General features: G+C 44.2%; 22 protein-coding genes. 12 read left to right on the top strand and 10 right to left on the bottom strand.

Annotated elements, in window-relative coordinates; genetic code table 11:
• Nucleotides 1-160: 160 nt before the first annotated feature.
• Nucleotides 161-1,216, bottom strand: a complete 1,056-nt coding sequence (locus CWO27_RS13720) for a hybrid-cluster NAD(P)-dependent oxidoreductase (protein ID WP_102480517.1) — start codon at nucleotides 1,214-1,216, stop codon at nucleotides 161-163.
• Between the two features lie 120 nt (nucleotides 1,217-1,336).
• On the bottom strand, nucleotides 1,337-2,998 hold the full coding sequence (hcp, locus tag CWO27_RS13715; protein ID WP_102432682.1) for a hydroxylamine reductase: 1,662 nt from the start codon (nucleotides 2,996-2,998) through the stop codon (nucleotides 1,337-1,339).
• A gap of 274 nt (nucleotides 2,999-3,272) precedes the next feature.
• On the opposite strand from hcp, the gene CWO27_RS13710 reads away from it, so the two are divergent.
• A complete protein-coding gene (locus CWO27_RS13710; protein WP_048659061.1) occupies nucleotides 3,273-3,503 on the top strand; it encodes a hypothetical protein in 231 nt (76 codons plus the stop codon).
• A gap of 53 nt (nucleotides 3,504-3,556) precedes the next feature.
• Complete coding sequence (locus tag CWO27_RS13705; RefSeq protein ID WP_102432681.1) at nucleotides 3,557-4,720, top strand: alpha/beta hydrolase; 1,164 nt, start codon at nucleotides 3,557-3,559, stop codon at nucleotides 4,718-4,720.
• Between the two features lie 115 nt (nucleotides 4,721-4,835).
• Here the strand turns inward: CWO27_RS13705 and CWO27_RS13700 are convergent, their stop codons facing one another.
• The 3 genes from CWO27_RS13700 to CWO27_RS13690 all read right to left on the bottom strand — a co-directional run bounded on the left by CWO27_RS13700 (nucleotide 4,836) and on the right by CWO27_RS13690 (nucleotide 6,953).
• Nucleotides 4,836-5,450: a LysE family translocator gene (locus CWO27_RS13700; RefSeq protein ID WP_102432680.1), complete on the bottom strand. Its 615-nt coding sequence runs from the start codon at nucleotides 5,448-5,450 to the stop codon at nucleotides 4,836-4,838.
• Nucleotides 5,451-5,577: 127 nt separating this feature from the next.
• On the bottom strand, nucleotides 5,578-6,498 hold the full coding sequence (locus CWO27_RS13695; RefSeq protein ID WP_102432679.1) for a LysR family transcriptional regulator: 921 nt from the start codon (nucleotides 6,496-6,498) through the stop codon (nucleotides 5,578-5,580).
• Nucleotides 6,492-6,953, bottom strand: a complete 462-nt coding sequence (locus tag CWO27_RS13690; RefSeq protein WP_065675842.1) for an Lrp/AsnC family transcriptional regulator — start codon at nucleotides 6,951-6,953, stop codon at nucleotides 6,492-6,494. The genes CWO27_RS13695 and CWO27_RS13690 overlap by 7 nt, the downstream gene beginning before the upstream one ends.
• A gap of 256 nt (nucleotides 6,954-7,209) precedes the next feature.
• On the opposite strand from CWO27_RS13690, the gene yjeH reads away from it, so the two are divergent.
• Nucleotides 7,210-8,475 (top strand): L-methionine/branched-chain amino acid transporter, encoded by a 1,266-nt coding sequence (yjeH, locus tag CWO27_RS13685; protein ID WP_102432678.1) that lies wholly within the window; start codon nucleotides 7,210-7,212, stop codon nucleotides 8,473-8,475.
• Nucleotides 8,476-8,521: 46 nt separating this feature from the next.
• Here yjeH and pdxR read toward each other — a convergent pair whose 3' ends face one another.
• A complete protein-coding gene (gene pdxR / locus CWO27_RS13680) occupies nucleotides 8,522-9,979 on the bottom strand; it encodes a MocR-like pyridoxine biosynthesis transcription factor PdxR (protein WP_102432677.1) in 1,458 nt (485 codons plus the stop codon).
• A 90-nt stretch (nucleotides 9,980-10,069) separates the two neighbouring features.
• Between pdxR and CWO27_RS13675 the strand changes: the two genes are divergently transcribed.
• Both CWO27_RS13675 and CWO27_RS13670 read left to right on the top strand, forming a co-directional pair.
• Nucleotides 10,070-10,729 carry a pyridoxamine 5'-phosphate oxidase family protein gene (locus CWO27_RS13675; RefSeq protein ID WP_048659053.1) on the top strand — a complete coding sequence of 220 codons (660 nt, stop codon included), beginning with the start codon at nucleotides 10,070-10,072 and terminating at the stop codon, nucleotides 10,727-10,729.
• An 80-nt stretch (nucleotides 10,730-10,809) separates the two neighbouring features.
• Nucleotides 10,810-11,736: an urea transporter gene (locus CWO27_RS13670; protein ID WP_102432676.1), complete on the top strand. Its 927-nt coding sequence runs from the start codon at nucleotides 10,810-10,812 to the stop codon at nucleotides 11,734-11,736.
• Between the two features lie 9 nt (nucleotides 11,737-11,745).
• On the opposite strand, the gene CWO27_RS13665 is transcribed toward CWO27_RS13670, so the two are convergent.
• Nucleotides 11,746-12,753 (bottom strand): AraC family transcriptional regulator, encoded by a 1,008-nt coding sequence (locus CWO27_RS13665; protein WP_048659051.1) that lies wholly within the window; start codon nucleotides 12,751-12,753, stop codon nucleotides 11,746-11,748.
• Nucleotides 12,754-12,885: 132 nt separating this feature from the next.
• On the opposite strand from CWO27_RS13665, the gene CWO27_RS13660 reads away from it, so the two are divergent.
• The 6 genes from CWO27_RS13660 (at nucleotide 12,886) to CWO27_RS13630 (ending at nucleotide 19,823) form a co-directional block, all read left to right on the top strand.
• On the top strand, nucleotides 12,886-13,236 hold the full coding sequence (locus CWO27_RS13660; protein ID WP_048659050.1) for a hypothetical protein: 351 nt from the start codon (nucleotides 12,886-12,888) through the stop codon (nucleotides 13,234-13,236).
• A complete protein-coding gene (locus CWO27_RS13655; protein ID WP_102432675.1) occupies nucleotides 13,230-14,453 on the top strand; it encodes an HlyD family secretion protein in 1,224 nt (407 codons plus the stop codon). The genes CWO27_RS13660 and CWO27_RS13655 overlap by 7 nt, the downstream gene beginning before the upstream one ends.
• 798 nt (nucleotides 14,454-15,251) lie before the next feature.
• Nucleotides 15,252-16,490, top strand: a complete 1,239-nt coding sequence (gene codB, locus CWO27_RS13645; protein ID WP_102432673.1) for a cytosine permease — start codon at nucleotides 15,252-15,254, stop codon at nucleotides 16,488-16,490.
• A gap of 9 nt (nucleotides 16,491-16,499) precedes the next feature.
• On the top strand, nucleotides 16,500-17,777 hold the full coding sequence (locus CWO27_RS13640; RefSeq protein ID WP_102432672.1) for a cytosine deaminase: 1,278 nt from the start codon (nucleotides 16,500-16,502) through the stop codon (nucleotides 17,775-17,777).
• Nucleotides 17,778-18,138: 361 nt separating this feature from the next.
• Entirely contained in the window at nucleotides 18,139-18,351 is a 213-nt protein-coding gene (cspE, locus tag CWO27_RS13635; RefSeq protein ID WP_004730009.1) for a transcription antiterminator/RNA stability regulator CspE, read from the top strand.
• 455 nt (nucleotides 18,352-18,806) lie between these two features.
• A complete protein-coding gene (locus tag CWO27_RS13630) occupies nucleotides 18,807-19,823 on the top strand; it encodes a GGDEF domain-containing protein (protein ID WP_048659046.1) in 1,017 nt (338 codons plus the stop codon).
• A 127-nt stretch (nucleotides 19,824-19,950) separates the two neighbouring features.
• On the opposite strand, the gene CWO27_RS13625 is transcribed toward CWO27_RS13630, so the two are convergent.
• A complete protein-coding gene (locus CWO27_RS13625; protein WP_048608941.1) occupies nucleotides 19,951-20,547 on the bottom strand; it encodes a malate synthase in 597 nt (198 codons plus the stop codon).
• Nucleotides 20,548-20,716: 169 nt separating this feature from the next.
• On the opposite strand from CWO27_RS13625, the gene CWO27_RS13620 reads away from it, so the two are divergent.
• Complete coding sequence (locus CWO27_RS13620) at nucleotides 20,717-22,246, top strand: DUF3612 domain-containing protein (protein ID WP_080967367.1); 1,530 nt, start codon at nucleotides 20,717-20,719, stop codon at nucleotides 22,244-22,246.
• 544 nt (nucleotides 22,247-22,790) lie between these two features.
• Here CWO27_RS13620 and CWO27_RS13615 read toward each other — a convergent pair.
• Both CWO27_RS13615 and CWO27_RS13610 read right to left on the bottom strand, forming a co-directional pair.
• Nucleotides 22,791-24,431 carry a DEAD/DEAH box helicase gene (locus CWO27_RS13615; RefSeq protein ID WP_048659043.1) on the bottom strand — a complete coding sequence of 547 codons (1,641 nt, stop codon included), beginning with the start codon at nucleotides 24,429-24,431 and terminating at the stop codon, nucleotides 22,791-22,793.
• 163 nt (nucleotides 24,432-24,594) lie between these two features.
• Nucleotides 24,595-25,950 (bottom strand): diguanylate cyclase domain-containing protein, encoded by a 1,356-nt coding sequence (locus tag CWO27_RS13610; RefSeq protein ID WP_102432670.1) that lies wholly within the window; start codon nucleotides 25,948-25,950, stop codon nucleotides 24,595-24,597.
• Between the last annotated feature and the right edge of the window lie 127 nt (nucleotides 25,951-26,077).

Genomic DNA, 26,077 nt, shown 5'->3' with positions numbered 1-26,077 from the left:
TTCGCAACCCCTTTTGTTTTACTCCCCCGTATAAACAAGAGGGTTGCCACTTAGATCTGCTCTCTCTAACTGATCTAGGTGGCCTTTTTACATCTAGCGCCCTAACTTTTATCGCTATGACAAGACCTTGTCTTCATCACCCTGCACAGCTTCACGTCTGTTATAACTCAACCTCAACATCTGACTGAATCGAGCTTGAACATGCGAGCACGTACCCCTGCTCAATCTGTTCTGGCGTCAATGTCTCTTGGCTGCTTGATTCCACAGACCCTTTGGTCACTTTGCATTTACACGAACCACAAATACCGCTGCGACAAGCGATAATAATTGGAACGCCTGCTTTTTCTAATGAATCCGCCAATGGTGTACCAGTTTCCGCTTCAACTTCAGCTCCGAACGCTGGCACAAATACCTTAACAGCACTATTCGTATCGTCAGCAACTTCGGCTTTTGACGCTTCTGATTGAGCATTCTGAGTAGCAGGAGTGAAGCTTTCTTGATAGAAGTTATCCATGTTGAACTCAAGTTCTTTCAGATAACTTTCAATGTCTTGCATGAAGCCTACAGGCCCACACAGGTAAACCGTTCTCTCTAAGATATCTGGGCTCAGTTTCACTAACCAGTTTTTATCTAAACGACCTTGAGGAGCCGTTGTTCCTTCGTTGTCTTTTAGCAGCAGTTTTAAGTTGAAATTCGCATGTAATTCATCGAGCTGATGAAGTTCTTGAAAGTAGATAGTCTCAAGCTTGTTGCGTGCCATGTGGACGAAATCAATCTCGATGTCACAGCCTTGAGACAGCCAATACTTGACCATCGCCATTACTGGTGTGATACCACAGCCTGCACTCACTAGCGTTACTTTCTTTGTCGCCGTTGGCATACAATCAATACAGTTAAACGCGCCTGCCGGCTTCAACACAGAAACCTCATCACCTTCATCAAGCTCATCAACAATAAAGTTCGAAACCAAACCACCTTCCACACGCTTGACCGTCAACTTCAGACAGTTATCTTCCGGGCAAGAAGCCACTGAATAAGCACGGTAATCCGTTTTCGTCGGCATATCTAAACCCAGAGTAATAAATTGCCCTGGCTTAAAATTAAAATGTAAGTCTTGTGGAATGCTGCCAAGCTCAAAGCTGACCGTATCTGGCGTCTCATGCCATTTCTTTAAACACACTAAATTGATTGAATCGCTATCCGACCATGCATACATAGTTCGCGTACCTTGCTAATGACTAGATGATTAAATGACTAAGGATTTAAATCGAAAAAGCCCCGCCGTTGTCTGTTTTTGAAAAACGTCACAACAACGGGGCTTAGGAGTTGGCTTAGATTAAGCCGCTAAGATTGTTTTAAGATCTTGCTCTGGCGTTGAGATAGAACGCATATCGAACTCGTCTTGAATAATCTTTAGTAGGTTTTCTGTTAGGAACGCTGGCGCTGTTGGGCCTGTGTAGATGCCTTTAACACCAAGAGCAAACAGAGTAAGCAGGATAACGATCGCTTTTTGCTCGAACCAAGAAAGAACAAGTGTTAGAGGCAGTTCGTTGATGCCGCAGTCAAACTCTTTAGACAGTGCTAAAGCAAGCTGAATAGCAGAGTAAGCATCGTTACATTGACCAACATCTAACAGACGTGGGATACCGTTAATATCGCCAAATTGGTTCTTATTAAAACGGAATTTACCACATGCCAAGGTCAGGATTACTGAATCTTCTGGTGCTTGAGCTGTGAAATCTGTGTAGTAACTACGCTCAGATTTGTCGCCGTCACAACCACCGACTAAGAAGAAGTGCTTAATGTTGCCTTCTTTCACTTGCTCAACAACCGCAGGCGCTGCTTCCATCAATGCGTTACGACCAAAGCCAACAGTGATCATTTGCTCGATCTCGTCATGCTTGAAGCCTTCTTGTGCAAGAGCACAATCGATCACAGCGCTGAAATCGTCACCTTCAAGGTGAGCAACACCCGGCCAGCCAACGATGCTACGCGTAAATAGACGGTCAGCGTATGAGCCTACATCAGGGTTAAGCAAACAGTTAGATGTCATTACGATCGCACCAGGGAAGTTCGCAAATTCTTTTTGCTGGTTCTGCCAAGCGCTGCCGTAGTTACCCGCAAGGTGTGGGTACTTGTTCAGTTCAGGGTAACCGTGTGCAGGTAGCATCTCACCGTTGGTGTAAACGTTAATGCCCCTACCTTCTGTTTGTTGAAGGATCTTTTCTAGATCATGCAGGTCGTGACCGGAAACAAGGATACAGTGACCTTTCTTCGTCTTCACATTCACGGTTGTTGGTTGAGGGTGACCAAATGTATCTGTCTCGCCCTTATCCAGCATTTCCATTACTTTGTAGTTCATCAAGCCAATCTGCATAGACGTATCTAACAGTTGTTTTAGGTCTGATGGGTCTGTACCTAGGAACGCCATGATTTCGTGGTATTCAGCAAAAATAGCATTGTCAGTTTGACCAAGAACACGTGCGTGCTCCATGTACGCTGCCGCACCTTTTAAGCCGTATAGGCAAAGAAGGCGAAGACCAATCACATCTTCGTGTTGAGAGTCGTGACCGCGGTTTACCGCTGCTTGAGGGGCAAGCGCCAATAACTCTGACGAATCCGTTGGAAGATCGAATTGAGCAGCAGCAGAAAGCGCTGGGATCTCAAAACCGGTCAACGTAGCTGCCGCTCGAACTTGTTGTTCTAAACGCTGCTTAAACTCGTGAGATTGCTGAGCAAATTCGATGATGCGAGCAGGATCGAAGTTAACGTTCGTTAATGTTGCGAAAAATGCTTTTGGTGCCCATTCATCAATTTCAGTATCAATAACATCACAAGCACGGCCTAAATTAGCCCAGAAAGAAACACCTTGAAGAGAATGCACCAACACGTCTTGAAGGTCGGATACTTCCGAAGTTTTACCACACATACCTTGTGCGAAAGAACAGCCTTTTACGGTTGGGGTTTGAATTGTTTGCTCACATTGAATACAGAACATATAAGGGGCTCCAGTAATTTTTATTAGCTGTAAGTGCTTTGCTTACAGTGACTTATTCCAACCCCTATAGAGCACCAACCGTGCCAACTTTTAACTCATTGATTTTATTAAACTTAAATATATTCCATATTTTTAGTGCGTGATTATGACTACATATAAACTCCCCAAGAGCACACATCCGTGTCATAGTGACTCTCCGAGATTAATTAACGGCGTTCATGTTTCGTTCAGAATAGAAGCGATAAAGTAACAACATAGAAAAAGAGGAATGAATATGAAAAATATATTAGTTACGATTGTTGCATTATTTACTGGCCTTTTGGCGCTATTCACAAGCTTGATCCTTGCTATTCCTTTGGCTATTGCAGCTTTAATCACTGGCAAGCGCATTCAGAATCAAATGAAGAAACAAGGTTTCGCAGCTCATATGAACACTCGTCAGTCATCAACCCATGATGCCGGTGTTATTGAAGGTGAGTACGAAGACCTTTCAAGCCGAAAATAATCTAAACTTCAGTTTCAGACATAGTGAAAGCACAACAGAGACAAGATTACATAATGCAAAGAAAGCCCCTCCTAGCACTGCTGGCCTTAACGACTTTAAGTCTCGTTGGTTGCTCCAACGAGACATCAATACCCGCTTACGAAACTTCTCCAGATTTGCCTAGCTATCAGCAAGACAGCTTTGATGCCTACGTCAATGACACCCAAGATTGGTTATTGAAAAACCGTGTGTTCATGACGGAAGACAAACAACTCGAGATCCAACTCAATTCGCCAACCGAGTATCAACCAACCTCGCCAAACGGCAAGGCAGTGTTACTGGTTCATGGATTAGGTGACTCACCCTACTCATTTAAAGACATCGCTACCCATTTGGTTGAGCAAGGTTACTTAGTGAGAACCGTGTTACTGCCGGGTCACGGTAGTCGCGTGGGTGACTTAATGCAGCCGAGCCTAGAAGATTGGCAAGGTGTGGTAGCTCATCATACGAAGTTACTTGAGCAAGAGTATGATTCTGTTTGGCTAGGCGGCTATTCAACCGGCGCGAATCTCGTGACTTCACAGGCGATGCATGATCCAAAGATCTCTGGGTTACTGCTGTTCTCTCCTGCGTTTCAACCGAGCTCGTCAGCCGTTCAATATGCAGAGCTAGCGAGCTACTTTGTTACTTGGGCCGATCAAGATCCTGAAGATAATGTGCTGCGTTACAACTCACTGCCAATGAACGGTGCTTCAGTTTACTACGAGACATCAGAAGTCGTTCGCAATGACTTGGAAGATAAGCACTTTGATAAGCCGGTGTTTATTATGATGAGTGAAGGCGACAGCGTGATTGACACCAACTACGTTCAGCAAGCATTTACTGAATCGATGCCGAATCCAAACAATGTGTTGGTTTGGCAAGGAGAAACGACACTCGAGGATCCTCGCGCTGTTCAGTACAGCATGAAAATTCCAGATCAGCGTATCTCGAACGGCTCTCACATGGGCTTACTGTTCTCACCAAGCAACCCTTACTACGGAATCAATGGTAGCGAGAAGATCTGCTCTAATGGTCAGGCTGAAGGCTTTGAAGAACAATGTAATGCAACCAGTGAAGTTTGGTACTCAGCATGGGGCTATCGCGAAGAAGGGAAGAACCATGCGCGTTTGACCTACAACCCCTACTTCTCAGATTCTATGGCGAAGTTAGATGCCGTGCTGAATTCTGAAGGCTAACAAGCTCAAACCTGTCGAAGCCAATCCATAGAAATCAAAAAGGCTCACTAGATAACGTCTAGTGAGCCTTTTTTAATGAGTATCGTTTCTCGTAACTTACTCTTATCGCTTACTGCTATATCGTCCACACCACACGAACAGCAAGCAGGATCAACACCAAACCTGATAGTCGGTCAATCAGCTGCGCCTTTGAGCGAATACGTTCAACAATCAACGGGCTAGACAGCACCAAGGTGATAAAAGTGTACCAAAGGCCGTCGACAATCAACGGCGTTGAGACAATGATCACTTGATTGCTCAGTTCATTACCTAATGCAACAAATTGGCTGAACAGAGCGATGAAGAACAGCGCAATCTTTGGGCTTAAGATAGAGATCAAGAAAGCCTCGCGAGCAGACTGCATGTAACTCATCTTTTCCCCCGCTTCCAATTTCGCGGCAACACCACCTTTCGAACGCAACGCATTCACGCCGAGATAAAGCAGATACGCAGCACCCGCTAAACTAATACCTTTGAACAACATGGGTGATTGCTCAAGCACAACGGCTAAACCAACAATGGTTGCGAACGCATAAATACCGATACCAGCAGCATGCGACCAAGCTGCGATAAGTCCGTTCATGCGGCCACCAGCCAAGCTGTGCTTAGCGATCATCGCCAAACTCGGGCCCGGAGACATTGCACCCAACAAGCAAATCGCTAATAAAGAAAACCAAATTGTTACTGTCATCATTCCATTCCTAGTAAAATAAAGCGTTCCAGCTGAACACTCTACGCTTAATACTCAATACTTGGCACTTACCATAATCCGCAGAACGTATCATTTGAAATCAAAGGTTATCATTACACTTATGATTTCAAATCATACTGATATTGTAACTCGACTTTTTCATGGCTTGGAATGCCTTTTCTCTCGCCCATTTGTGGGCAGAGTCGTTGTCATATTTAGGGTGCCACATTAACCAATAGGTATGCATTTCCGTATCAAACGGCAAAGAAAAGTAGGTAGTATCGAGGTGTCGACCTAGGTTATAGGCGATATGTTCCGGCACAATCATCAGGTAATCGTCTTGCATCAATACAGTGCCAGCCGATGAAAAGAACGGAACCTGCAAAGCCACTCTTCGCTTCAGGCCTTGCTTCTTCAATGCTATGTCCGCGTAGCTGTCTTTATCTCCGCCCCCCGTCACCTTGATGTGAGAGTAGTTAACAATGTCTTCTGCACTCAAAACCACTTGTTGAGCTAATGGGTGAGACTTGCGCATCAAACACACCGACTTGTCTTCACCAAGTTTGATGCTTGAAACATGCTCTGGCTTTGTGGGAAACATACTAGAAGCTAAGTGGATCCCCGACTCGTTCAGTGCTTCAAGGTAGTTTGGCTGCCACAGGCGATAAGCCAAATTGATATTCGGCGCTTCAGCGGACACCTCTGCAACAATCACAGGAAGAATATACTGAGCCACATAATCACTCGAAGACAACACCAACTCACCTTGCCAGTCTCGTGGCTCAAAGGGTTTATCGTCTAACAGGTGATCAAACTCTCCAAGCAAGTCATCGAGCTTATCTTTAAGCTGAAGAGCACGATTAGTAGGAACCAGTTTGTTACCATCACGAACCAACAAAGGATCGCCACACAAATCTCTTAGCTGGCTAAGTTGGCGGCTAACCGCTGACTGTGTAATATGCAAGCGTTGAGCTGCGCGGCTTACATGACACTCTTCTAGAAGTACATGCAGCGAACGCAGTAGGTTTAAGTTGATATTGCCTAACATGGATGTACCGTCGGATTCAGTTTGTTAAAAAACTCGGTAAGCACAGTATGAGTCATTAGGTGACGCAGATCTGGATAGCTTTGCAGTTGGTCGCGAACTTGATTTAAACGCTCCATGCTTTCCACTTCAACGTACAGCATCATGTCCGTCTCACCGCTGATCGAATGACACCACTGCACACCATCAATACTCTGGATTCGTTGCGCGTAGGACTCACAACTATGGTCGCTGCTCGACATGTCGAACTTCAACAAAATATAAGCACACACATTCTTCGTTTGATTGGGTTCTGTCACTTGAGCGCAGTAGCCCGTAATCACTTTATCGCTTTCCAGTTTCTTGATTCTGGCGTTCACAGCTGAGCGCGAGAGACTGACATCTCGTGCGATATCACTCACTGAGCAGCGAGCGTTGGTTTTGAGAATATCCAAAATCTGGCGATCAAATTTATCCATGCTTCTGATTCTTTCCACTTATTGTTCTATTTATAACGCCTAATTTGACACAACTTTCCTACTTATAACAGCCATTATGACAGCCGACACTTTCACGCTTAATCGGATTAATACCGTTAAAATGACGGTGTCTTACGACGTTTCGCTAGCTGTATTATTGATGGCGACAATGTATGCTCTCATTCATAGCATCACCCAAACATCAGAAGACAGGCAAAAGAAGGCCGATATAATAAGCCAATAGCTAGGAGAGCGAATGACACAACTCAAACAAGAGATCACGCTGATCTCAGGAATAGGACAACTCTCTACGACCTTGCTAGGCACTGGATTATTTATGATTCCCGCTATCGCTGCAGGTATCGCAGGTCAGTTGTCGCTACTGGCATGGTTAATCTTGTTTATCGCCATTTGCCCGATCGCCCTCACCTTTGCTGCCTTAGGAAAACACTACCCGAATGCAGGTGGTACAGCTTACTTTGTACGTCAGGCGTTTAGCGAGCGATTAGAAACAAGCGTGGCGTGGTTGTTTGTGAGTGTTATTCCTGTCGGTATTCCAGCGGCCATTGCACTGGCAGGAGGTTTTGCTCAACAGTTATTACCCTCACCTCTCGACACACCACTTGGGGCTCAATCCTTTACCGTCGCTCTGCTGATTGCCGTCAATTTGATGGGCAGTAAGTCTTCAGGCCGCTTGCAAACGGTGATTGCCTTATCGATTTTTGCCTTGGTTAGCGCTTTTGTTTGGAAAGCCGACATCACGGTAACCGATGTGGCTCTCCCTACCATCTCGTCCGATTCTATGTGGTCCATCGGCGCTGCTTTAGCCGTCATGTTTTGGTGCTTTGTCGGAATAGAAGCTTTTGCTCACATGGGAGAGGAGTTCAAAAATCCACAACGTGACTTCCCAATCGCCATCATTGCAGGCTGTTTTGTTGCGGGGTTAGTGTACTGGGCTTGTTCAGTGGTGATTCTTAAACTGGGGGCTTACGGTTCACCTGAATTCGATGCCGCATCCATCCCTTGGGTAACAGAACAATTGTTTGGTAATGGCTTCAAAACCGTCATCAGTGTACTTGGCTTCTTTGCTTGTTTTGCCAGCCTAAACCTTTATACCCAAAGCTTGTCTCGCATGATCTGGGCTCAAGCTCGCCAACACACTCCTACAAGTAGAATGGCTCAACTGAACAGCCGTGGCGTACCACTTTACCCAACATTAGCAATTGGATTTATCGCGCTTATCTCGTGTGTGATTGGTGAACTGTCTAATTTGGACCTTGAATTCTTTCTTAAACTCGCCAATGGTATTTTTGTTTTGGTTTATTTGCTCGCTATGTTAGCGGCTTGCCGATTACTGACAGGTGCATCTAGATACACAGCCATGCTCTCATTGGTCATATGTACCTTAGTGTTTATCTGTTTAAGTTGGTCGATGCTCTATGCCGTGACTATTTTTGTGACATTGTCACTCCCTTGGCGAAAATGGTTGGGTAAGCCCACTGTTTCTATCGACAAGTTGTAACTCGATTAGTGATGAATCAGAAAATTGTAAACAAGCCCTACCAATATTACTGATAAAAAAGCCGAGCGATCTGTTTGATCTTCGGCTTTATCTCAGCCAAACGTATATTTCCAAAACCCAGCACCGCCCCACTCCAATCACGAGCATCACTCGAACCGTATTCATAAAAATCAAACGGACGAATGATGATATTTTCAAGCTCTGCTCTGCGGCTCCACTCATGTTCAGATATTCCGTTGTACCACTTCACCGTTACATGTAGTCCTGCCGCCTGACTGATCACTTCAAGATCACCGTTAAACTCACTTTTAATCGCTTCTATCATCGCTTCATGTTTGAGTTTGTAGGAACGACGCATCTTTCTGATATGACGCAATAAATCACCTTCTCGAACAAAATCCGACAAAGCTTCTTGTGTATGAGACGCCGTGTCTCCAGTGAGTGCATCTTTAATCTCAAGACACTTCGCCACCAGACTTTCTGGCACCACTAAGTAGCCTAAGCGGAGTCCGTTGAACATGACTTTACTCAGCGAACCAACATAAATGATTCGGTCATCAAACCCGAGTTTACCCGCTAAGCCTTGCATACTGGTGTAAGGGCGATGTGCAAACTGAAACTCACTGTCGTAGTCATCTTCAATGATCCATGACTGATGTTTGTTGGCCCAATCGATGAGCTTGAGGCGTTGCTCAGTATTTAAAGTCGTGCCCATTGGGTATTGGTTACTCGGCGTGACATACAGAGCCTTAGCATTACTGAACAACACTTTTTCAATATCTAATCCAACCTTTTCACGGACACTTACGCCATCTAACTCTAACCTCAACAGATCGATAATTTTATGCACTTGTCGATAACCGGGCTCTTCCACCAGGATTTTGTCGCCCATCGCCAACGTCGCCATCAAACCAATTGAGATAGCTTGCTGAGCACCTGCGGTTATGATGATTCTGTCAGCACTACAATGAACTGAACGGCTGCTTGCAAGATACCCGGTCAACGCTTCCCTCAAGGCCAAGCTTCCCTGAACCTCTTGATTGCCCGCAATGTTCTGACGTGCAGAGTGGCGTTGCAACAGCCTCTGCCACTTAGCATAAGGGAACGCATCTAAGTCAGGGACTCCTGGGGCAAAGCTGCGGTTAATGTCGTTAGGTGTCGCTATATTTGCACTCGGCTTACTTATTACGTGCCTAACCTGTACATCCTGAACACTGTTTGGCTGAGACAAACTGAGAAAATGCTCCGGCTGTTCAACCGACACGTAAAAACCCGAGCCTTGCTTACTCTCGATATAGCCTTCAGTGACCAGTTGTTCGTACGCGTAAATCACTGTATTTCGACTCACCGATAACTCGACGGCCAACTTACGTGTTGAAGGTAACTTACTGCCCTTGCTCCATAAATCTTGAACGATCTTCTCTCTTATCGCGTGGAACAAGGCGGTTTGACGCGTGTCGTGTTGTTCGTCTAACTGTAGATCACCGACATCGATAGGCTGCATAACTGGATCCAAATAGTGTTTAAAAGTGGCTCTATTTAATAGACCAGTTAATCGCTACATTAATCAAAAGGCAATGATTAAGGAGCGATTATGTTATCTAACACGAAAAGAACCACGATTAAAAAAGGGGCTCACAAAGCCGTATTTGAACAAGAGAAACTGCACCAAATCATTGATGAGAGCTTAATCGCACACATTGCATTGCAAGGCGAACAAGGCCCAATGGTTATCCCGATGCTCGCGTGGCGAGTGGATGACATGGTCTACATTCATGGGGCTAAAAACAGTCGCTTACTGAAAGGGCTAAAGAAAGGAGAACCAACCTGCTTAACGTTCACTCTGTTCGATGGTTGGGTATTGGCTCGTTCGGCATTTCATCACAGTGCGCACTATCGTTCTGCAGTGGTACTGGGGTCTTTTTCAGTTATTGATGACAACCAAGAAAAGGATCGCTTGCTGAATATCTTTATTGAGCAAATCGCACCGGGAAGAACCGATGAAGTCAGGCTAAGTAATGATAAAGAGCTCACCGCAACCGAGCTATTGGCGATTCCTTTAACAGAAGCCTCCGTAAAAATTGGTAAACATGGCGTGAATGATGATAAGACTGATATGGATATCCCAGTCTGGGCTGGCGTATTACCTTATCGAACGGTAGTAGGGCCACTAGAAACAGTGCCAGAGCAAGAAGGTATTATTGAAACACCTGATTACCAACAAGCCTATGGTGAACGTTGGTATCAGAATTAACACACGAAGATGGTCAACCAAGAATAATTGTATACAATCTGGCGTATCAAAAATTTAGCATAATGAAATTCTGTCGCCAGATGATGAACACGAATAAGGACACTCTTCCACTTCAAGGCTTGCTCAATGGTATTGGGCAAGTCTATTTCACACCATCTGCTGTAACATCCCTTTTGTTATTGCTAGCTATCTCTATTGAATCAATTCCACTGGCTTGTTTAACTATACTCGGTGTCAGCTGCAGCTACATATTAGCTCGCTATACCCATAACAGCATTAACACCAACAACAAACCAACTCATGATCTTAACAGTGGTATGTATGCGTTAAATGGCGCACTGATCGGTTTGTTCATTGGTAACTTCTTTGGGGTCACCCCAATACTAGCGGCTGTGACAGTCTTCGGTGCCCTACTCACCGTACCAATCGCTAAAATAGTGTTTAGCTTTAAAAAGTACCGCGGTTACACCAGCGCCTTTGTTATCACCTCTTGGGGAATTTATGTTGTCCAATCAACCTTCGAGCTTTCTGCATTTTCAACATCAAGCATTGCGTTGATGCCACTCATTGATATCGGTACAGATGTGAAAAACTACTTACCAACGTTTGTGGTGACCATGCTAAAAGGGATCAGCCAAGTCAGTTTTATCAATAATGAGTTTTCCGGATTGGTTATCTTGGTCGCAATCGCACTGAACAGCTTCATGCACGCTGTTTGGATACTGCTTGCGGTGTTTATTAGTACCCTATTTAGCTCTTTGGTTGGTGCTGACAACGAACTGATCAAGCAAGGTCTTTATGGCTACAACGCCATTCTTGCAACTCTAGCACTTGTGCTCTATCCACGAATTCCTTGGCCGCTAATCCTATTAGGCATGCTGTTGAGTTGCCTTATTACCCTAGGCTTTCACACCTTGGCACTGCTGCCATTAACAGCGCCTTTCATTTTGAGTACTTGGGCTGTGGTTTACTTATCAGGCTTGTTACAGAAACGAAGTCTAGCCTAAAAACATAAACTATAGATCCGTCCAAAACCTCTCGACATATTGCTTTGGCGTTAAACCTCGATGTTTCTTAAACATTCGATTGAAGCTGGCAGTATTGGTATAGCCTAAGCGTTTAGCGACATCTTCAATGGGCAATTTATAACTCAACAATTCCACCGCAACATTACTCAATGCATAACCCATTATGGTAGAAAAATTGACACCCCGTTTGTGTAAACGTCGCTGAAACTGCTGCTCAGATAACCCCAGAAGGCTAGAAACTTTATGCAGAGTCGGCAAACCGAAATGGCGGCTGTAGTTGATCATCTCATAAGTCACCTTATGTTCATCACCGGCATCTGGCATATTGAGGTAGTTGTCTAGGTCGTGAAAATTCATCGCCAGCCCCATTTTACCTACACTTGGCGATTGATTAATAGACAACCTCAACTCACTCCGTATCCAAACCTCTGTACGAGGTTGCCCCCATTGAATCGTACAACCGAAATACTCATGGTAGAGATCAACGTTATCTCGATGGCCGGCAATTGATACCGCCATGGGTTTAAAACCATCCCCTAAATAACGGCGCAAAATCTTCATAATGAAAATGGCCACTCTTATCGAGTCATGTACTTTGCCCGTTTCCGTGTAAGCGGGATTGTCGTAGCACCATTTAATCATGGTTCCGACTTGAGCACCGTATAAGAAAGCACCCGACTGTAAACAATGCAGTCCGATGTTGACTCTGCGGATCGTCGACGCAAGATCGTGACCAGAAAAAAACCAATTGGTTAACGGGCCTAATCTTTCAATATCTACACGATCAGCCAATTTCAATATGATATCCGGATCATTAGTTTGCTCTTCAAGTAGACCATACCATTTGTCCACTTCACTAACGGGAATAAGGTTCATCGGGTTATTAAACACCGATTTAGGAATACCTAATTGCTCGGTATTCACGGCCTTATTGGTCATTGCGTATTGGTAAATACCCAAAATACCCAATGCTCTTAAGAAGTTACAGTTGTTCATTAGCCCCCTACCTAGAAGTCACTATTACAGATCAAATCATATTGACACCATTATTAAAGTAATTGGTAAATTTTCAACCTCTAAATCTGATATCAATCACACTCGGCGCTCAATTTAACCTAGGGTTTATCAATGAGTTTACTTAGTGTCCCATTTGTCGGAACAGGTGCAGATACTGCACTACACGTCGTGGCTGGCGTAGTGTTGGTCGCAACCATCGCGGCAGCATGTTACGGGTTCTGGCGTGTTCATGAATTACCAATCAATAAAGCTCACAGTAAAGATCATCATCAGCTGGGTTTGATTACCGCATTAACATGGATTGGTTTCGTATGGCACTGGGTATGGGTACTCGCTGTAATCTTGGCATTTGTTGATATGGAAAAAGCCATCATCAACCTAAGAGATACATGGAAATCTCCGGCAGCACCGAAGGAACAGGCAACGACCGACAAGCAAGATGAGGAGAGCCAAGTATGTTAGAAGGCTTAGCAATTTGGGCACTGTTCATTTATTTACTCAGACTTATTGGTATGCCTTGGAACAAAGGCACCAAAGCATTCGCGTACCTAGGTGGTACATCTTGGCTATTGTTTGTGTGGGTCGGCCTACTCAACTTTACTCCGATGGATTTATCGGGCGGTTCGGTTGTTCAGTCTCCGCACATTCAATTGCGTCCAGACTCAACCAATGTGTCGGGTAAAACAACGAAAGTCCATATCCATCCCAACCAAGATGTGACAGAAGGACAACTGATCTATGAGATTGACGACACCAAATATGTGATTGCAAGAGACAAAGCAAGTGTTCAACTTGAGTCAGCAAAGGTCGCTTTAGACACGGCTCGCCAAGAAGTGAGCATTGCTAAAGTTAGCTATCGCTCAGCACTAGAAGACATCAAAGCTTCAATTGCACAAATTGAGTCAGCGAAAACAGATTTAGTACTGCAATCAAAAACGCTTGATCGTTACCAGAAGCAAAACAGTGTCGTACAACACACAATCACTGAAACTGACATCGACCAACAAACGGCAAAGGTAGATTTGGCGACTCACAATGTGACTACGTTAGAATCTCAACTGAGCAAGAAAGAAGTCGATGCAGAAAACGCGAAACTCGACATTCACAAAGCCGAAACTAACGTTAGCAAACAACAAACAGAAGTGGATTCAGCGAAAGCAACCTTGGCTCAAGCACAATGGGATCTTAACAGCACCAAAGTCACGGCACCGACTGACGGCTTTGTAACGAACTTTATTCTTCGTGAAGGTCAGCGCGTTTCAATGATGCCTCGTATTCAAATGTACACCGAAGAGAAGTACGTGCTAATGCGAGTTAACCACCAAGCGATTCGTAATATTAAGGTCGGCCAACCAGCAGAATTTGCGACGGCGGTTTACCCTGGCAAGATATTCTCGGCAACCGTAGAAGGTATTGTTGAGGCGACGGGTGAAGCACAGGCGAGCTTGCTCGGTATCGATGAACAGGTGCGTGTCACCACAGGTCGGAACCTTCAGAACAAGCACCACTTTGTACGTTTAAAGATCGATGAAACAGAAGGCTACGATATTCCTGTTGGTTCTGTCGGGTTAGCGTGGGTAAGTGGTGAGAAACCGATTAGCTTCATGGCGTTCCTAGATGTAATACGCGGGATCATCATTAGAATGAAGTCTCAGCTGTACTTCTTCTACTCTATCTAATATGCCTGATAAGCAAAACAAGACAAAGCCCGTGCGATCTCAAATCGCACGGGCTTTTTTGGTTGCTTGCTTGCACAAAATTCCATATTTTTAGGCATAGGAAGAGTCCATAGAAGGCAAAGAACTCAGAGACACGCTGTGCTCGCCTTTCTTCTTATCTCATCTCATCTCATCTCATCTCATCTCATCTCATCGCGACACTAGATCATCAACACCTAGATCACCCAACACTATCATTAAATTGCAAATCGCAATTGCATAATGCGACAGGATAATTCTAAAACGCGAATAAAACACCCAAATACGCACCAAATTGCTATTAAACAGCCTATATTCGAGGTTTTAAAAGTTGGCACGCTACCTGCAATGTATAAATCGACCCTTCTTAAGCCGAGGGTCACCTAGCCAACTGACGTTGTTAGTGAACCTTATTCTTGTTCACAAAATATATAAGCCAATTGCGGTTATTGCGATTGGCTATTTTTTTGCCTGCCGTTTGACTAACCGCCCACCTCTCGATACAGACACCCATTCAATCGCATAACAATCAACATTCATAGCCAACTATCGATAGCAGATACCCAACACGCTATGGAAAACGTTTTCTATTTATTTTCATGAAATAAATGGAGAAAATAACCCTATGTTTTACAAGGCATTTAAGATGATAACTGATTCTCAAGCGCCTTTATTGACAAAATTAGCATTGACTATGTGATTTATATCACCATAATGCGCACGTTTGCCTGCAATACGGCGACCGTTAATTTTAATTTTGATCATTTGCGGAGGTAAAAAATGGCTGCTGATAATAACTACAGTCTAGGGCCGGTTCCTACATCGGCTAGGAAAGGAGTCGCTTCACTCACCATGGTAATGCTTGGACTCACTTTCTTCTCTGCAAGTATGTGGACAGGTGGTTCACTCGGGACAGGCCTCTCATTCAATGATTTCTTCCTCGCCGTTCTCATCGGTAACCTAATTCTTGGTATTTACACTTCTTTTCTTGGCTACATCGGCTCATCTACTGGCCTCTCCACTCACCTCCTAGCTCGTTTCTCTTTCGGTACAAAAGGCTCATGGCTTCCTTCTGCTCTACTTGGTGGTACACAAGTAGGTTGGTTTGGCGTCGGCGTAGCAATGTTCGCAATTCCGGTACAGAAAGCCACAGGCATTGATACCAACACTTTGATTATTGTGTCAGGTCTTTTGATGACGGGTACGGTGTACTTCGGTATTAAAGCGCTAATGGTGCTTTCAGCGATTGCTGTTCCAGCGATTGCTATTCTAGGTGGTTACTCAGTGTTGACTGCGGTAGACAGCGTTGGCGGACTAGAACAGCTACAACTGATTGAGCCAGAAACTCCAATGGACTTTTCAATGGCCTTAGCAATGGTTGTAGGTTCATTTGTTAGTGCGGGTACGCTAACGGCCGATTTTGTTCGCTTTGGTAAAAAGCCAGCAAGCGCAGTATTGATTACTATGGTTGCATTCTTCATCGGTAACTCGCTGATGTTTATCTTCGGCGCAGCCGGCGCAGCAGCAACAGGCCAATCAGACATTTCAGATGTGATGATTGCACAAGGACTACTGCTTCCAGCGATCATCGTGCTTGGCTTGAACATCTGGACAACCAATGAAAACGCACTTTATGCATCTGGCCTTGGTTTATCTAACATTACTGGTCGCTCAAGTACTACAATGTCTATCATTAACGGCATCATCGGTACGATTTTCGCGCTTTGGTTGTACAACCACTTCGTAGGTTGGTTAACCTTCCTATCGTTGGCGATTCCACCAATTGGTGGCGTAATCATCGCTGACTTCTTCGCAAACCGTAAACGTTACAAAGATTTTGCAAATGCAGAGTTCCAAACCGTTAATTGGGCTGGCATTATCGCGGTAGCAACAGGCGTAGCCGCTGGTCACTTCCTTCCTGGCGTTGTTCCTTTGAACGCAGTGTTAGGTGGTGCAATCAGTTACCTCGTGCTTAATCCTCTATTGAACAAAAAAGCTCTGAAATCTCAGGCCGCTTAAGGACACACTATGACAACCTTATTAATCAAGAACGCGAAACTTCAAGACCAAGAGGGCTTGAAACAGATTCTGATTGAAAATGGTCAATTTTCTCGCATTCTCGATAATGACGCACAAATCAATCATCAAGGTGACATCCTTGATGCTGAAGGTGGCATTGCCGTTTCTCCTTTCTGTGAACCGCATATCCACCTAGATACGACTCAAACAGCTGGAGAACCTAACTGGAACATCTCTGGCACTTTGTTTGAAGGTATTGAGCGTTGGGCTGAGCGTAAAGAACTGCTATCAATTGAAGACGTAAAATCGCGTGCGAAGCAAACACTGAAATGGCAGATCGCTAACGGTGTTCAACACGTGCGTACTCACGTGGATGTATCTGATCCAACGTTAGTTGCGTTAAGAGCGATGGTTGAAGTTCGTGAAGAGATGAAAGAGTGGGTCGACATTCAGATCGTCGCATTCCCTCAAGAAGGCATTCTTTCATACCCGAACGGCAAAAAGTTGCTTGAAGAAGCAGTGAAGATCGGCGCTGACGTTATCGGTGCTATCCCACACTTTGAGTTCACCCGTGAATACGGTGTTGAATCTCTGCATTACGTGTTCGAACTTGCACGCAAGTACGACTGCCTAATCGACGTTCACTGTGATGAAATCGACGACGAACAGTCTCGCTTTGTTGAAACACTGGCAGCCCTTGCTCATAAATTTGAGATGGGTGAAAAGGTAACAGCAAGCCACACGACTGCGATGGGTTCTTACAACGGTGCTTACGCTTCTCGCTTGTTCCGTCTATTGAAGATGTCTGGTATCAACTTCGTAGCAAACCCGTTAGTGAACATTCACTTACAAGGCCGTTTTGACGATTACCCGAAACGTCGTGGCGTGACTCGTGTGAAAGAGATGCTAGCAGCAAACATCAACGTTTGTTTTGGCCACGATGATGTGTTTGACCCGTGGTACCCACTGGGTACAGCGAACATGCTTCAAGTTCTGCACATGGGACTGCACGTAACACAGGTTATGGGCTACGACCAAATCAACAACTCGCTTGATCTGATCAGCAAAAACTCTGCTCGCACATTGAACATCCAAGACAACTTCGGTATCGAAGAAGGTAAGCCAGGTAGCCTACTGATTCTTCCTGCTGACAATGGCTTTGATGCAGTGCGTCGCCAAGTACCCGTGCAGTATTCAGTGCGCCACGGTAAGGTGATTGCAGAGACTCAGCCAGCGAAAACAAAAATTAACTTAGATCAGACTGAAGATATCAACTTCAAGCGTTAATATCGTCTATACTAATCATGAAAAGGAAGCTTAGGCTTCCTTTTCATTTTGTCACAGCGTGTAATTTTATAAAACTATCAGCTGTTCTAGGTGATTTTTGTTAACAAGCACAACATGACAAAAAAACTCGCTGATTTCTCAATCAATGAGTGTACAACCGGAAAGACTGTGTTAACATGCACTCGCTCTGTTAGCCGGAGTTATTTAAGTTAGATGAATAGTAAAAAATGACATGTAAAATCGTTACCCGTTTTTGTAAGTAGTTTTTCCTTATTTCTTAGCAATATTAAATAATTCAATTATCAGCGCATTGCAGTAATGCAATCAACAATTTAGAAAATTTATGAATAAGGGACAAATTATGTCTAACACAAATACTGGCACTGTAAAATGGTTTAACGAAGAGAAAGGTTTCGGTTTCATTTCTCAAGACAACGGCGGTGCTGACGTATTCGTACACTTCCGTGCAATCGCTTCTGAAGGCTTCAAAACTCTGAAAGAAGGCCAAAAGGTTTCTTTCGAAGTTGAAAACGGTCAAAAAGGCCTACAAGCAGCAAACGTTGTTGCTCAATAATTAGCTTTTAGCTAAAAAGAATTTTAAAGCGCTGATTTTTATCGGCGCTTTTTTGTATCTGCTTATAAATATTTCCACCTCCCTTCTGTATACAAAGCTTCACTCGTTTTACTCTTATCAGCGCAAGTCCTCTAAATCAAAGTTCTCCCAATTCAAGCTATGCCGTCAATTTACTTCGCTACATAAAAAACCACTTTAAGGTCACTGAGTCCACCTTTTGCCAAAAGCTTTGATACAAAATTCAGCCTATGTTCTACGGTGAATAACTAAAAATATGATTAAAGAACAATCTATTAGATTCAATTTATGATTGCGCAATCGATATTCATAATAAAAACGAGTTATTTATCCAATCCTCATCCATTAATCATATAATTTTTAAAGCAAAGACCTGCGAAATCCGCTAACCTTGTCGACAAGTGGCTTGAGTTAGTTTGGTATCTGCAGTAACAATAATGAAAAAAGACGAATTCCAGAAATCCACCGCTAATCTAAAAAAAGCGGTACCTCTTATGATGAAGAACAGGGTGTCCACCACACCTGCAAATTACGCACTTTGGTACACCTATGTCGATAATGCTATCCCGCAGCTAACTAAAGACATGGATGGTGTTTTAGAACACTACGGCATTTGCCCTCCAGCTGTTGGTGAACAGCTTTACAACAATTATGTTGCGAGTAAATCCGAAACCAATATCAACGACCTTCGCGCTAATTTGGAGTTGTTAGTTTCTGAAGTTTCTAACTCGATGAACGACACACTGACCGACACCTCTGCTTTTTCAGAAATGATAGATAAAAGCTTCGAAGATTTAGCTCGTGTTGATAATGAAAGTTTATCGATCGACGAAGTCATGTCTTTGGTTCGTCAGCTAGTTTCTGAGTCTCGTCATATTCGTCACTCTACTCAGTTTCTAAACTCTCAGCTGAACTCTGCTACATCAGAAATTACCAAGCTTAAAACCCAGTTGGTGGAAGTTCAGAAAGATGCGCTCTTTGACAGCACAACGACACTCTATAACCGTCGCTCTTTTGACCGTGATATAGAAACCTTGTGTGAAGCGAAACAATCTCTATGTTTGATCCTTCTTGATATCGATCACTTTAAAAACTTCAACGACACCTATGGCCACTTGTTTGGCGATATGGTTCTTAAAGGGATTGCTCGCAAGCTGAAGCTAAGTTGTCGAGAAGGTATTTCTGCCTATCGATTTGGCGGTGAAGAGTTCGCACTCATTGTACCTAATAAGTCTTTACGTATTGCTCGCCAACTCGCGGATACTAATAGACGCTCTCTAGAGAAGCTGTCGATTAAAGACCGTCGCAGTGGTGAACAAGTCGGTAGTATCACCGCATCGTTTGGTGTCGCTGAACTTGAACCCGGAGAGTCAGCGCAATCGCTGATCGAAAGAGCCGATAAGCTGCTTTACGAAGCAAAATCACTGGGGCGTAACCGAGTAATGCCTTTGTAAGACACACCATCACTGCTCGTATCGACATATTAGTCGGCTCGTATTGAAACTAGAAAGCCCCAAAGACATTATCTTCGGGGCTTTTTCTTTAGCTGTATAAATTGATTTAGCTACCTAGGGTTCACCGTTAGATCTGGAAGCAGTAATTCAGGCAGTAATCTTCACCACTCTTTGCTCTGAACTCTTTATCTTCGCTGCATGCCTTTGGTTTGCCCTTTGCATCACCTTGAATCAAACTGATCCAGTGGCGCATCGCTGCAATGGTCTCTTCTCGCATTGTGGTTGTTGCTTCCATTGGTGATTGGCCAAACGTGGTGCATGACTCCAACTGAATATCATCGATTTCTACCAGTTCAATACAACCTGTCCCTTTATGGCAACCAAACATCACCTCTAGGTGGCTTCCACTACCATCTCTGAACAAGATAGAGTCTGGGTCATTCTTCTCACCCATGTACGCTACAAACTGTTTAGGATGCTTTAGACCGCTGTGCTGACCATCTTTAAAGTAAGCCATGATATGACGGTAATCTACTACATAGCTGGTTACGTCTTGATGTGAGCCATTCTCTAGTGGGAATAGTCGATCAAGCAGCTGCTTTGCTTTCACTTGCTTTTCAGTTTGCTGGTTTGCACTGATTGTCTCCACGGCAAAGACAGCTTCAGCGATAAATGGCTTTGATTGTTTTTGGATTTCTGTTTTATCGAATGTAAGCATATTCATAGTCTTTCCCTCTTGACCAGTCCGGTGATAACCACCGATTTCTACAGCAAAAATGTGTCCTAGAGCAATTATTCCAAACTAACGTTTAATTTATTTGTCATTTTGTGAATTGCTTAGTTTGTAGATTAGCGCTTTTTTACATACAATTTCACAACAAAAATTTTACAATGTGAATTTTACAAATATGGCCTTGTCAAAAAGTTTAGTTCGTCAGTCACACTTCCTAGGTACTAAAATACGTAACCTAAGAAAACGTAACCATTTAACGATGGAAGATCTGTCTGCGCGTTGTATTAGAATCAACCCAGAATACGCACCTTCCGTTTCTTACCTTTCAATGATTGAACGCGGAAAGCGGGTTCCAAGCATCGATATGCTGGAAGTGATTGCGCAGGTCTTTCAGAAGAACCCAACCTGGTTCCTCGACGATGAATCTGAACAACAAGCCATTGCCCCTGATAAAGGGAATCGTGGTGGGATAAGTGGCATGGCACTCGAGCCTAGCTTTCTTTTCTCCAACGACATCCTGCAAATTGCGATTCCTGAGATGCTGTCACAAACGGGGATTTCAGGCCGTCAGTTTGCACACCTCTTGATTAGGGCACACCAAGAGAGCAACCAGAACCACTTCCCTGACCTTGAACGCGCTGCAGAGGAAGTTGGCCTAAAACGTCTCAACCTCAGCGTAGAAGACCTTATAGACATCGCTAGAACCCTTGGAATCAACATCCGTTGGGTAACGCGAACGCCGCAAGACGTAGTTGATGAGCTCGGTATTAATGCCAAGCAACTGGTTACATCATTCTTTGAGCCTCCGGGTACAATCTTCTTAAACGAGATTCTTAAAGAATACCCAACTCGCCTGAAATACGACCTCTCGGTTTATATTGGCCATTGCATTTTGCATAGCAAAGAAGGATTAAAGAGTGTGTTGTCGGTCGGTAACAACAATACATGGGATGACAATCAAGTCTCAGGCTCTTCCCAGCTCAACTCTCAAGACATTCTTCAAGCATGGCGTGACTTTGAATCCAGCTTCTTTGCTGGCGCTCTGTTATGCCCGAAAGTCCCGTTCAGACAGCTGCTCGACCGTACTGGTTACGAAATCGACGTTCACCAAAGAGCAGGGGTTTCCCCCTCTGTTGCGATGCGTCGAATGACGGTAGTATCGCCCTACCCTCACTGGCACTATTTTGATGCTTATGGGCCGGGGAAACTCAAGGCGGTGTACCGCGGGAACGGGATTCCATTGCCTTGGGGAAATATGAGAACAGTCGCTGACCCATGTCAACATTGGGCTGTGTTCCGTCGATTATCTGAACCCCGAGCGGGTAGCTCTGCTCAAATCTCCATTTTAAATGTGGGTGATGAGCCAAGAATCTACTGTTGTGAATCCATCAATATGACGGATCCTGCGGGTAACAATCGCGTTTTGTGTGCTGGTATAGATCTCAATCCAGCGATTGATGCTCAAGGTGGTAATTCGAGAGAAATAGCAGAGCAACTTAAGGCGTCATGCGTCAACAATGGCGGCTCTGTAGCAATACCGCGTAACATCAAGAAAGATCTCACGACAATAGCCAAGATTCTAAATATAAATTGGATTGAACGTGGGATAGAGACAGAGGCGAGGCTTATCTGCTCCAGAGGTGGAGAATGCCCACGCCAACCAAGCTGTTATTCTAAGTGTGGTGGGTAAAAAGTAATAACAAAAATAGAACCTAAAATTCAGGCAAAAAAAAACCAATCACAAAAGGGTGATTGGTCATATATTTTGTGTGAACAATAAAGGTTCACTAACAACGTCAGTTGGCTAGGTGACCCTCGGCTTAAGAAGGGTCACCGTTACTAATGCAGCATGCGTGCCAACTTTTAAAATACGTATTTACTACGCATCTGGACACGTATTAGCCTTAAATTCTTGTTTGTTTTGCAAACTGGAATTGCAAATTGCAAGAATCCACAAAAATGCTAGTGATTATGTTGTTATTAATAAATTATTAAAGATTCATTACCCTTCCCAAAATTGCCGTATTTCCCATAGGTTCAATCACTTTAAACAGCGATTAACCTCTCCTAGGTTATTCAACATAAACGGTTACTAAACATAAACAACGCCCATAAAAAAACGCGAACATTGAAATTCAATATTCGCGCTTATTTGAGTTAGATAGTCACTAATTAACGAGAACTCTCCTAAAAAACATTCTCGTCATTGGACCTCTATAGTCTATCTAGAGACTCTATTTCTGAGGAGCTGGCTTAGAGCGGCTTCTCGATGGTGAAGGTTTGTTGCCCGCCGGCTTATTTGACGACTTGCTTGGACCATAGCTACCGCCGTAGCCGGACTTCTTAGGCTTGCCTGCAGGTTTACCCGCGTTGTTTGACTTACCAGTACCGTTAGATTTACCCGCACCGCTTGGTTTGCTCAGCGTGTTCTGAGAACCCGCGTTATTTGCAGCAGGTTTATTGCCCGCATTGCCGCGTTTAAAGTTACTGCCATTGTTTCTTACTGATTTATCTTCACCAGTCGCGGTTGAATTGTTTTCAGTTGGCTTCTTTCCAGACGTTGGCTTACGCTTTGGCGCAGACCCTGTACCCGGTACGTGACGCTTATTCTTACCTGCTGGCTTGTGACCACGAGCGTTGTCACCAGAACGTTGACCGTCTGCGTGTTCACGTGGTTGTTTCGCTTTCTTCGGCTTCTTAGGCTTGATTGGACGTGTATCCAAACGAGACTCAGGCAGCTTGTTTACTGGCGAGAAGCCTTCAAGCTCACGACGCTCTAGCACTTGTTGAATAAGACGTTCAATACCGAACAGCTCACCCACTTCATCAGCACAAACCAATGAAATCGCTTTGCCTACTTCACCAGCACGGCCAGTACGACCAATACGGTGTACATAGTCTTCTGATACATGTGGAAGATCGAAGTTAACCACTTGAGGCAGTTGTGGGATATCGATACCACGTGCTGCGATGTCTGTCGCTACAAGTACTCGAACCTTACCCGTTTTGAAATTCTCTAGGGCTTTGGTACGTGCGCCTTGGCTCTTATTACCGTGAATAGGCGCCGCTGTGATGTCTTGCTCTTCAAGGAAACGAGCAAGCTTATTTGCACCGTGTTTTGTTTTACTGAACACCAGCACTTGTCGCCAATCATTATCTTTGATCAGCTTCGCTAGCATTGCGCTCTTTTTCTTTTTATCTACTGGGTAGATGCTTTGCTCAACGGTTTTAGCCGTAGAGTTTGCAGGACTTACCGAGATCTCTACTGGGTTATTCACCAAGCCTTTTGCCAAGCTACGGATATCGTCAGAGAAGGTTGCAGAGAACAATAGGTTCTGACGCTTCTTAGGTAAGAAAGCCAAGATCTTACGGATGTCACGGATGAAACCCATGTCTAGCATGCGGTCCGCTTCATCTAACACTAGGATTTCTAGTTGGTCAAAACGCACGGCATTTTGGTTATATAGGTCAAGTAGACGACCCGGCGTCGCCACCAACACATCACTACCTTTACGCAGTTTTTGCATCTGAGGGTTAATCTTCACACCACCAAACACAACCGTAGAAGTAAGTGGTAAGTTAATACCGTACTTCACTACGCTGCCATTTACTTGCGCAGCAAGCTCACGAGTTGGCGTTAACACGAGCGCACGAACTTGGTTCTGACGTACGCGAGAGCCTTTTGATAACATTTCAAGAATAGGTAGCGTGAAGCCTGCAGTTTTACCTGTACCTGTTTGAGCAGCGGCCATAACATCTTTGCCCGTTAGGACAGCTGGTACGGCTTTCTCTTGTATTGGTGATGGCTTATCGTAACCTTGTGCTTCAATAGCTTTAAGGATAGGTTCAGAAAGGCCAAGGGAGGTAAAACTCATAGATTATTTTCTCAGTTGAATAACATTTAGTATGAGCAACGCGTTAAAAAGTGCGTTGCTTCAGCTTTTGCTCGCTAAATACATTGATATGGAGCAAAGCGCGGTATTCTGAGGCTTTTCCCCACATTCAGCAACTAAATTCTAATCGCAGCTCAAATTCAACCTAGATAACTTGTCGCTTCTGTTCGTACATTTTTTCATCCGCCGCTTTCAAGAGCGCATCGACATCATTGTAGTTGTTATTATGAATAACCCAACCAACACTAATTCGAAGATAAATAGAGTGCGCCTCGTAAACAACTGGTGCCGCGCATATCGTCTTTCGTAGTTTAGTGACGATCGAAGATACGTGTTGATCATCGATTATGCGTGGCAATAAAACTAAGAACTCATCACCGCCTATCCTTGCGACGATATCTGAAACTCGTAGTTCACTCCTAATTCGGTTTGCACACTCGATCAATACCTGATCGCCAGCTGCATGACCATAAGTGTCATTGATCGCTTTAAACCCATCGAGGTCGATATTTACAACGGCAAACGTTCTCGCTCGCTGTTTTTGAGTAGTTTTAAAGGCCTGCTTGAGGCTATACATAAAGTATCGACGATTCGGTAACATCGTTAGCTCATCATGCATTGAGCGGCTATCTGCAATGCGGTACAGACGATAGATAGTAAAGAAGGCAAACGCCAGCACTAACATTATTGAGTAGCCCACCAGCCTTACCGCTTGGATTCGGTACCAAGGCTCATCCATCAATACATGTTCGTTTCCGGAGAGAGCAAGATACCAACCACCGTATGGGAAGCTTACCTGTTCGGTGGCAAACGCATTATCGAACACATTCTGAGTGCCATAAAAGATAGCGCCATCTTTACCTGAACTGTTTGCGCCGCGAATCGCGAGTTGGTACTTGTTCTCGATCTTCCCGATTCCGACATCTTCAAACAGTTCATCTAAGCCAATAGCAGCACTGGATACACCCCAGTAATCTTGATTGAAAGGCGGGTCTCGAAAGATCGGGGTGCGCGTAATGAGGGCTTGCCCACCTTGAAACAATTCAAAAGGACCAGCAATAAAGGTGTTGCCAAGGTTACGGGCTATCTCAACGGACTCCCATTGGTCTGGATAATCACGATAATTAATACCGAGAATCTGCTCATTGCCTTCCATAGGGTAAACGAAGTTTAGAATGTCGTCTTTGGCGAGCCCAATAAGTCGAATATGGAAACCATCTTTAATAATATTTTCAGCAATCTTATCCCAATTTTTTACCTCACCATCAGGATTGATGGTCACTAAGGTAGAGAAATTATTGAGGATATACATATCTGACACGATCGCGGCTTCGATCCGAGAACGAATGATGGATAATCGTTTTTTTCCCTCAGAATACGATTCATTCTTAAGAAAAGTTAATTGCTTGGCGTGAAAGAACTCAATCGCGCTTACTATCGCAAGGAAAAAAAGAAAAGATACTACTTTGGCAGACCACTGCTTGCTAGAACCACTTGGCATTTACGAACCTCTAACACTATTGTTCTATATACTGCCTTATAACGGCTCATTTCTGGCTTATAGGTCCAGTATGCCGCTAAGTCATTAAAAATCCATACTAACGTCGACTATGTATCAAATATTGTGC

It is taken from the genome of Vibrio sp. 10N.286.51.C3, assembly GCF_003050065.1.
Classification (GTDB): Bacteria; Pseudomonadota; Gammaproteobacteria; order Enterobacterales; family Vibrionaceae; genus Vibrio; species Vibrio crassostreae.
The sequence above is the reverse complement of the archived record's forward strand: the minus strand, read 5'-3'. Positions and strand labels throughout refer to the sequence as shown.

Bases quoted from the DNA above. Each gene is read 5' to 3' on its own strand.
- CWO27_RS13675 (WP_048659053.1), top strand. From the start codon at position 10,070: ATGTTATCTAACACGAAAAGAACCACGATTAAAAAAGGGGCTCACAAA.
- hcp (WP_102432682.1), bottom strand. From the start codon at position 2,998: ATGTTCTGTATTCAATGTGAGCAAACAATTCAAACCCCAACCGTAAAA.
- CWO27_RS13720 (WP_102480517.1), bottom strand. From the start codon at position 1,216: ATGTATGCATGGTCGGATAGCGATTCAATCAATTTAGTGTGTTTAAAG.
- CWO27_RS13630 (WP_048659046.1), top strand. From the start codon at position 18,807: ATGAAAAAAGACGAATTCCAGAAATCCACCGCTAATCTAAAAAAAGCG.
- yjeH (WP_102432678.1), top strand. From the start codon at position 7,210: ATGACACAACTCAAACAAGAGATCACGCTGATCTCAGGAATAGGACAA.
- CWO27_RS13640 (WP_102432672.1), top strand. From the start codon at position 16,500: ATGACAACCTTATTAATCAAGAACGCGAAACTTCAAGACCAAGAGGGC.
- CWO27_RS13670 (WP_102432676.1), top strand. From the start codon at position 10,810: ATGATGAACACGAATAAGGACACTCTTCCACTTCAAGGCTTGCTCAAT.
- CWO27_RS13610 (WP_102432670.1), bottom strand. From the start codon at position 25,950: ATGCCAAGTGGTTCTAGCAAGCAGTGGTCTGCCAAAGTAGTATCTTTT.
- CWO27_RS13700 (WP_102432680.1), bottom strand. From the start codon at position 5,450: ATGACAGTAACAATTTGGTTTTCTTTATTAGCGATTTGCTTGTTGGGT.
- CWO27_RS13705 (WP_102432681.1), top strand. From the start codon at position 3,557: ATGCAAAGAAAGCCCCTCCTAGCACTGCTGGCCTTAACGACTTTAAGT.
- CWO27_RS13655 (WP_102432675.1), top strand. From the start codon at position 13,230: ATGTTAGAAGGCTTAGCAATTTGGGCACTGTTCATTTATTTACTCAGA.
- CWO27_RS13615 (WP_048659043.1), bottom strand. From the start codon at position 24,431: ATGAGTTTTACCTCCCTTGGCCTTTCTGAACCTATCCTTAAAGCTATT.
- CWO27_RS13695 (WP_102432679.1), bottom strand. From the start codon at position 6,498: ATGTTAGGCAATATCAACTTAAACCTACTGCGTTCGCTGCATGTACTT.
- cspE (WP_004730009.1), top strand. From the start codon at position 18,139: ATGTCTAACACAAATACTGGCACTGTAAAATGGTTTAACGAAGAGAAA.
- CWO27_RS13690 (WP_065675842.1), bottom strand. From the start codon at position 6,953: ATGGATAAATTTGATCGCCAGATTTTGGATATTCTCAAAACCAACGCT.
- CWO27_RS13625 (WP_048608941.1), bottom strand. From the start codon at position 20,547: ATGAATATGCTTACATTCGATAAAACAGAAATCCAAAAACAATCAAAG.
- CWO27_RS13665 (WP_048659051.1), bottom strand. From the start codon at position 12,753: ATGAACAACTGTAACTTCTTAAGAGCATTGGGTATTTTGGGTATTTAC.
- codB (WP_102432673.1), top strand. From the start codon at position 15,252: ATGGCTGCTGATAATAACTACAGTCTAGGGCCGGTTCCTACATCGGCT.
- CWO27_RS13710 (WP_048659061.1), top strand. From the start codon at position 3,273: ATGAAAAATATATTAGTTACGATTGTTGCATTATTTACTGGCCTTTTG.
- pdxR (WP_102432677.1), bottom strand. From the start codon at position 9,979: ATGCAGCCTATCGATGTCGGTGATCTACAGTTAGACGAACAACACGAC.
- CWO27_RS13660 (WP_048659050.1), top strand. From the start codon at position 12,886: ATGAGTTTACTTAGTGTCCCATTTGTCGGAACAGGTGCAGATACTGCA.